Source organism: Collinsella sp. SGI.033 (genome assembly GCF_050315135.1).
GTDB lineage: Bacteria > Actinomycetota > Coriobacteriia > Coriobacteriales > Coriobacteriaceae > Collinsella.
Window position 1 is genome coordinate 1 of sequence record NZ_JBNPOK010000037.1, and the last position, 6,718, is coordinate 6,718.

Here is a 6,718-nt window from a genome sequence, read left to right on the forward strand (position 1 = left end):
ATTACTGCGCTGTCTCCAACGTCTCAATCTGTAACGTCTAACTTAATAAATCGCCTCTACTTGTTACAGATTGAGATATACCGCCGGAGCGGGCCGTTTTCCTTCTGAACCACCACATAAGTGCCTGTTCCTTCCGTAGAGGTTTGGGTGTCGTATCGGCGTTCACCCAGATAAAACCTACCAAAATCACCCCGTCTACTCTTTGAGCCAGAGCCGGCACTAATTCAAATGGCGAAATCAGAGGGCGTTCTCCGTATGGAGGGGCGCCTTTTTTATCGCAGGATGTTTTGCGCGGCCGTCATAAGACCCAGTCGGTTGCTGACGCCGAGCTTGCGATAGATGGCGTTGACGTGCTTCTTTACGGTCGACTCGCTTATGAATAGCTCGTTTGCCATCTGTTTGTTCGTTTTGCCGTCGAGCATGAGCCGCATGACTTCGGCTTCACGCGGTTGGATATTATGTTCTGTAATGAAAGCATTCAGCTGGTTTGTGTCTTCGGTCTGGGTGAGTGTAATGCCCCGAGGATAGAGGTTGGCGAGCGCGAGGCTCGCGTGCCGAGCGATTTCGAGCAGGATTGCGAGCTCGGTGTCGGTGAAGTCTCCGGCCGTGCGTTCGCGAAACAGGGCGATGCTTCCTAGCGGTCTGTCGTTGTGCGCGAGCGTGGCCGTACAGCCAAAGTAGACACCCTGCGGTTCCATCCATTTGCGATAGATGGGCGTGGCATCGCGTCGTTCGACGTCGACGAGGTCGAGGTCGCGGTAAACGCCGACCTTATGTAGGTCAAAGCTCCATGTTGTATAGTCCATCGCGGCGTAGCGGTTGTAGTAGTCGCTCAGTGCGCGGTCGTCCATTCCGCTGCTTGCGGGGTGGACGTAGCGTGGGGCATCACTGCCCGCCGCCTCGATCAGGTCGAACATGGCGATCCGATGGGGCACGAGCCCTGTCGTTCCCTCGAGGGTCTCCTTTTGCAGCTTATCAATACCGTGTGATGCGTGGATTGCAAGCGCGAGCTCGTTGAGAGCAGTCCAGGTCGTACTGTCCAACTCAATAGTCTGCTGTTTATTGCATGGGGGCATAGGGCGTCCTTTCCATTGTGGAACCCAGTATGTCATGTTCTCGGCCTGAATAGAACTTTAGGTCAGCGAATGGTATACCGTCGGTCGCTGAAAGGGGCTCGAGGGACCATTGAGAACATCTCGGTGCGGCCGCATCATGGTCTCGTCAAGCAAAAGCACCGAGATTTAGGAGCTTGAAATGAAGACAATCTACGAGAGTGAATCCACGCCTAAGAAGGACGGGTTCTATATGCCCGGTGAGTATGAGGAGCAGGAGCGCACCTGGATTCTATGGCCGCACCGCTCCGACGTGTGGCGTTGCGGCGCCAAGCCGGCGCAGAAGGTCTTCACCGAGATCATCAAGACCGTTGCACGCTTTCAGCCCATCACTGTGGGCGTCAACACCGAAGACTTCCCCGCGGTGTGTGAGATCTTCGACGGCGTTGAGAACGTGCGCGTTATCCACATGGAGTACAACGACAGCTGGATTCGTGATCCCGGCCCGGCATTCCTCGTTAATGACAATGGTGAGGTGGCCCTTTCGCACTTCCACTTTAATGCTTACGGCGGTTTCATTGACGGCCTGTATTTCCCGTGGGACAAGGACGCTTCCATTGGCCTGCAGGTGGCACAGCTTGAGCAGGTTAACCGTTATCGTCCCGAGGATTACATCCTCGAGGGCGGCTCGTTCAACTGTGATGGTCAAGGCACCGTCGTGACCACCGAGATGTGTCTGCTCAACGAGGATCGCAACCCGCAGTACACCAAGGAGCAGATTGAGGAGAAGCTCTCTGAGTATCTCGGTATCGAGAAGGTTATCTGGATCAAGGACGGAATCGATCCGTACGAAACGAACGGCCATGTGGACGACGTCGCATGCTTTAGTGCGCCCGGCGAAGTCTGCTGCATGTGGACCGACGATCCCAACCACAAGTTCTACAAGGAGTGCCAGGAGGCGTACAAGACGCTCTCCGAGGCCACGGATGCCAAGGGTCGCAAGCTCAAGATCCACAAGGTGATCATGCCTGCGACATCGGTATATATGACCGAAGAAGAGGCCAGCACGATCGATCCCGTCGAAGGCGTGCTGCCGCGTACTCCCGAGGACGCTTTCGAACCGAGCTATCTCAATTTCCTGCCCATCAACGGTGCGGTGCTTGTACCGCAGTTCGGCGATCCCAATGACGCCCAGGCGCTCAAGGATATCCAAGCTGCTTATCCGGACCGCGAAGTCATCGGTATCATGACCCGTGAAGTTATCTACGGCGGCGGCAACATCCACTGCATCACCCAGCAGCAGCCTAAGGCGCGCTGTAAATAGCAGTTCCATGGTGAACAGCGCTTGATTGTCCGCACGCGAAAGTCCGCCGACTTCAATGGTCGGCGGACTTTTTGTGTGGTGGTTTCAGCTGAACGGCGGGCCGTGCGGCTTGGATGTGCGGGCTAATCCTGCGTGTCGCCTCCGTACATGTAAACGATAAAGCCGTCGCCGGTGTCCTGGCTGTGATCTTCTAGGATGCGCTTCATGTTGAGGTGCTCGTAGAACTGCCAGTCGGCGTTGCAGTCGCTCATCAGGAAGAACTTGGTGCAGCCTGCCTTGGCGAGCTCAGCGCGCGTAAGGTCGATGAGCTCGCGGCCGAGTCCCTTGCCCTGCCACTCGGGCGCAATGATGATCAGGTTGAGCTGGCCCTGGGCATACTCGTTGCCCGTGGCGGCAAAGCGGTCGGCCGTGGCCTTTTCACGACTGTCGCCAAAGAGCGAGCCCTCGAGCTTGGCATCGGCGGTCTTTGCCATCTCGGTTGCCTGGATAAACAGCTCGTCGTAACAGGGCTCCCAGGTGGGATTGGTACGCGGCTTGCCGTCCTCGAAGATGCCGATGCAGCAGGCGGCGATAATGCGGCCCTCGGCCTCGGCGACGAGTGCGATGGGGGAACGCTGCAGCTGCATGGCGATGTTAAAGCGTGCGCAGAAATCGGCGGCTTCGACGTCGCCGCGGTTGCGCAGCGTGTTGCACCACAGCTGGTTGTAGATGGCGGCGATGCCGGTCAGGTCATCAAGTGTGGCGGCGCGCAGGGCTACGTTCTCAAGGCTCATGGAGACTCCTTCCAAGTTGGGTCAGGCCATCTATGAGTGTGACATGGACGCAGGGCGTCCGCATCGACCATTCGGCAGACGAGCCTCGATTCCTCGGGGACGGAGGGTTCCAAGAGAGAATGGGAGTGGATTATCGGACGCCCGCTCGACGAGAGTGGATAATCTCCCACTTTTAGCGCTGATATAGGCCAAAAACGGGAGATTATCCACTCTCATTCTGGGTAGTCGTTGGGGACGTTCTTAAACGACTAGTCAAACAAGAACGTCCCCAACGACTACCATCGCCGAGACCATGGCCGGCCTCTCCGGCACCCGCATCACTGGCCAGTTTCGCCCATGCGCTGGGGTGGGGGATATGCGTCTTCCACCCTTCCTTTCTTTGGCTGGATTTTGCGCTGAAGACAGCGATCTGCATGTCTTTGGCGTAAAGTTTATCCTTAGCACATATCAATAAGCGAAAGGCCCGGTAGTGAGTACGTTCTACTTCTTCTACGGAATCACATTCGTCTTGGTTTGCATGGTGGCGGTGTGCGTATCGGTATGCGCATACCTCGTCTCACATCGAACAAGCTACTTGACGGTCTCGGCCTTCTTTTTCTTCGACATGCTCGAAAGTGCCCTCGTATTCCTCGATGAGTATCAGGGCAGTAAGATGATGGCAGATATCCTCAGCAGCCAATTTCCCATGACTCACCCCATAACGAAACTCGTCCTATCGATTGGAATCATGGCGAGCATGTGGGCATTTGCATTGGCGATTGTAAACAAGACGAGCCGGCTTCACATGCTCGTGCCCTGCATCGTCTTTTCTGCTTTCGAGGCCATGTCGCTTGTTTTGCAGCCCGATTCAATCAAACAACTCGCATTTTATGCGTTGCGCTCCTTGTTCATGTTCGTGGCGTTTGGCATGATTTTCGTCTGCTACCGCAAAAGCAAGCCGTTGGCGCGAAAGAGCTTCTATGCACGCTACGGCAGGTTTCTTATTGTGATGGCTGTGTTGACGGTGTTTGTTCTGATCGAGGATGTACGCGTTCTCGGGCTGAATATTGGGCGGATCGAAGTCATTGATTACCTGTATTTTGCCTACGGCAGAAACATCCCAGAGAACATCATGAGCGTGGTGGCCGCGATGTATACCGTTCGTGCGGCGTCGCGGATCTTGTCGTTGCGCTTTTCTGCTCCGCCCACAACGTCTGGCACCTCTGCCAAGCAGATTGCGGAGGTCCGCTTCTCGGCATTCTGCGACCAGCACGATATCTCCGCGCGTGAACGCGAAGTGCTCGACCTTCTGCTCGATGGCCAGGATAACCGCGCCATAGCGAATGAATTGTTTATCTCTGTCGGCACGGTCAAATCGCATGTTCACACGATATTCCGTAAATGCGGTGTCTCATCGCGGTCCGAGCTTCTTCAGAGCTTTTGGGCAGGTTAAAGGCAGGGTTATAGGGGATATAAGCCTCCGCTTACGGCAATAACCCCGTTTGTGCAGACAAGTTTATACCCGGGGGTGCTATTCAGGTGATAGCAAGCGTCGCGAAAGCGCGGCGATGTCAACAGAAAGGTGGGTTATATGAAGACCTCTATTCCCCCCGTATCCCGTAGAAGCTTTCTCGGCCTGAGCACGTTGGGCGCCGCGGCTGTTGCGGTGGGTGCCGCCGGTTGCGCCAACAATTCTTCAAATGCCGGAAGCACCGGCAGCGCGAGTTCCGACAAGGCATCCATCGTCTTTCGTAACGGCACGATTCAGACGATGGTCAAAGAGGGCGACACCGCGGCCGCCCTGGCTGTCTCGGGCAACAAGATCGTATATGTAGGCGAAGACTCCGGTGTTGACGAGTACATCGATGACAACACGCGCGTCATCGATCTTGATGGCGGTATGGTGATCCCCGGCTTTATGGACGGGCATATCCACGCTCCGGGCAACTGGGTGACCGCGCTGTACGAAATCGATCTTACCAAGGCTACCACGATCGATGAGTATAAGAAGGCGGTCAGTGATTTTGTAACCAAGCATCCCGATGATGAGGCTTACGTTGGCGGCTCGTTCATGATCAACGCCTTCGAGCAAGAGGATGGCACCAATCCCGGCCCCAACAAGTCCATCCTCGATGAGATCTGCTCCGATAAGCCCATCATGCTGACCGATGTTTCCTATCATTCGGTGTGGGTCAACAGCCGTGCGCTCGAGCTTGCGGGCATCGATAACGATACCCCCAATCCCACGGGCGGCATCATCACCCGCGATGCAAACGGCGAGGCGACTGGCTACTTGATCGATTCTGCTGCAGGTATGGTGAGGGAGGTTGTCTCCGTCGAGCATACGGACAAGGAGCTTGAGAACGCTATCGACAAGTACCAGCAGGTGGCTACGAAATACGGCATCACCGGCATTACCAACATAAGCGTCGTGGGAGATTCTACGGCACAGGATTGCCAGTTCTATACTGACCTTGAGAAAGATGGCAAGCTTAACCTGCGCATGCGAGTACTTCCTACCATTAGGCCCGGCATTACGGCTGAAGAGGCCATTAAAACCGTGAAGGACCTCAAGAAGTTCGATAGCAACATGATCTCTACCGGTACGGTTAAGATCTACTCCGATGGCGTTACCGAGGGCGGCAGCGCCGTGATGCTCGAGCCATATACCTCCGCCGCCGGTAAGGGCGATAACTGGCACGGCGAGTCCGTCTGGGATCAGCAGGAGTTCAGCGACATGGTGGCCGCTCTCGACAAAGAGGGTGTTCAGATTCATGTTCACGCGATCGGAGATGGCGCCGTCCACAATACACTCGATGCCTACGAGCGCTGCGTCAAGGAGAACGGTGAGCGCGATGATCGCCGCAACACCATGACGCATGTGTGTGCAATCACCGACGAGGACATTCAGCGCGTCGTCGATCTCGACATTGTGTGCGCGTTGCAGTTCCTGTGGATGTATCACGATCCTTTGTGCGACCTCGAGATCGCCTTTGTGGGCGAGGATCGCGCCATGAAGTTCTACCCCGTCAAGAATATGCTCGAGGCCGGCTGCTTTATCTCCGGTGCGAGCGATGGCCCGGTCACCGGCTATGCGCCGCTCGAGGAGATCGAGGTGGCCGTTACGCGCAACAGCCCGTATCCCGAGGAGGAGGACACCGATATGTACCGTTGGCCCGAGCAGGCCATCACGGCATATCAGGCGCTCGAGGCATATACCAAAAACGTTGCCTTTGAGAACTACATGGAGGATAAAATCGGTACGCTCGAGGTGGGCAAGCTCGCCGACATCACGGTGCTCGATCAAGACATTCTTCATTGCGATCCCAAGAAGATCTCCGATACCAAGATTCTGTTCACTGTCTCCGATGGCCGTATCGTATACGAGGGATAATCGGTCGATCGAGGTAAAGAGCGGACGATCTGCTCGGTAGAACGCTAGGGCGCCAGCCGTCGTCGCAATTTAGTGCAGGCCGCCGCGGATGCGTGAGCGTCCGCGGCGGCGCTTTTTTGCGGTGGTCATGGGGGACGTTCTTAAACGACTAGTCAAACAAGAGCGTCCCCAACGACTACCCCAAGGAATGTCCCAG

5 protein-coding genes are annotated in these 6,718 nt (G+C 55.9%); 3 read left to right on the forward strand and 2 right to left on the reverse strand.

The annotated features are described in order from the left end of the window. Positions 1-272 precede the first annotated feature (272 nt). Positions 273-1,076, reverse strand: coding sequence for a LuxR C-terminal-related transcriptional regulator (locus ACQRC0_RS08495; protein ID WP_427729267.1), 804 nt, complete (start codon positions 1,074-1,076; stop codon positions 273-275). 178 nt (positions 1,077-1,254) lie between these two features. Here ACQRC0_RS08495 and aguA point away from each other — a divergent pair, with 178 nt between their 5' ends. Then, positions 1,255-2,376, forward strand: coding sequence for an agmatine deiminase (gene aguA / locus ACQRC0_RS08500; RefSeq protein ID WP_154514946.1), 1,122 nt, complete (start codon positions 1,255-1,257; stop codon positions 2,374-2,376). 122 nt (positions 2,377-2,498) lie between these two features. Here aguA and ACQRC0_RS08505 read toward each other — a convergent pair whose 3' ends face one another. Beyond that, positions 2,499-3,149: a GNAT family N-acetyltransferase gene (locus ACQRC0_RS08505; RefSeq protein WP_349117437.1), complete on the reverse strand. Its 651-nt coding sequence runs from the start codon at positions 3,147-3,149 to the stop codon at positions 2,499-2,501. Positions 3,150-3,618: 469 nt separating this feature from the next. On the opposite strand from ACQRC0_RS08505, the gene ACQRC0_RS08510 reads away from it, so the two are divergent. Continuing rightward, a complete protein-coding gene (locus ACQRC0_RS08510; protein WP_427729269.1) occupies positions 3,619-4,581 on the forward strand; it encodes a helix-turn-helix domain-containing protein in 963 nt (320 codons plus the stop codon). A gap of 138 nt (positions 4,582-4,719) precedes the next feature. Continuing rightward, the gene (locus ACQRC0_RS08515; RefSeq protein WP_427729271.1) at positions 4,720-6,522 is read left to right on the forward strand and encodes an amidohydrolase; all 1,803 of its coding nucleotides are present in this window, start codon (positions 4,720-4,722) and stop codon (positions 6,520-6,522) included. The last annotated feature ends 196 nt before the right edge of the window (positions 6,523-6,718 follow it).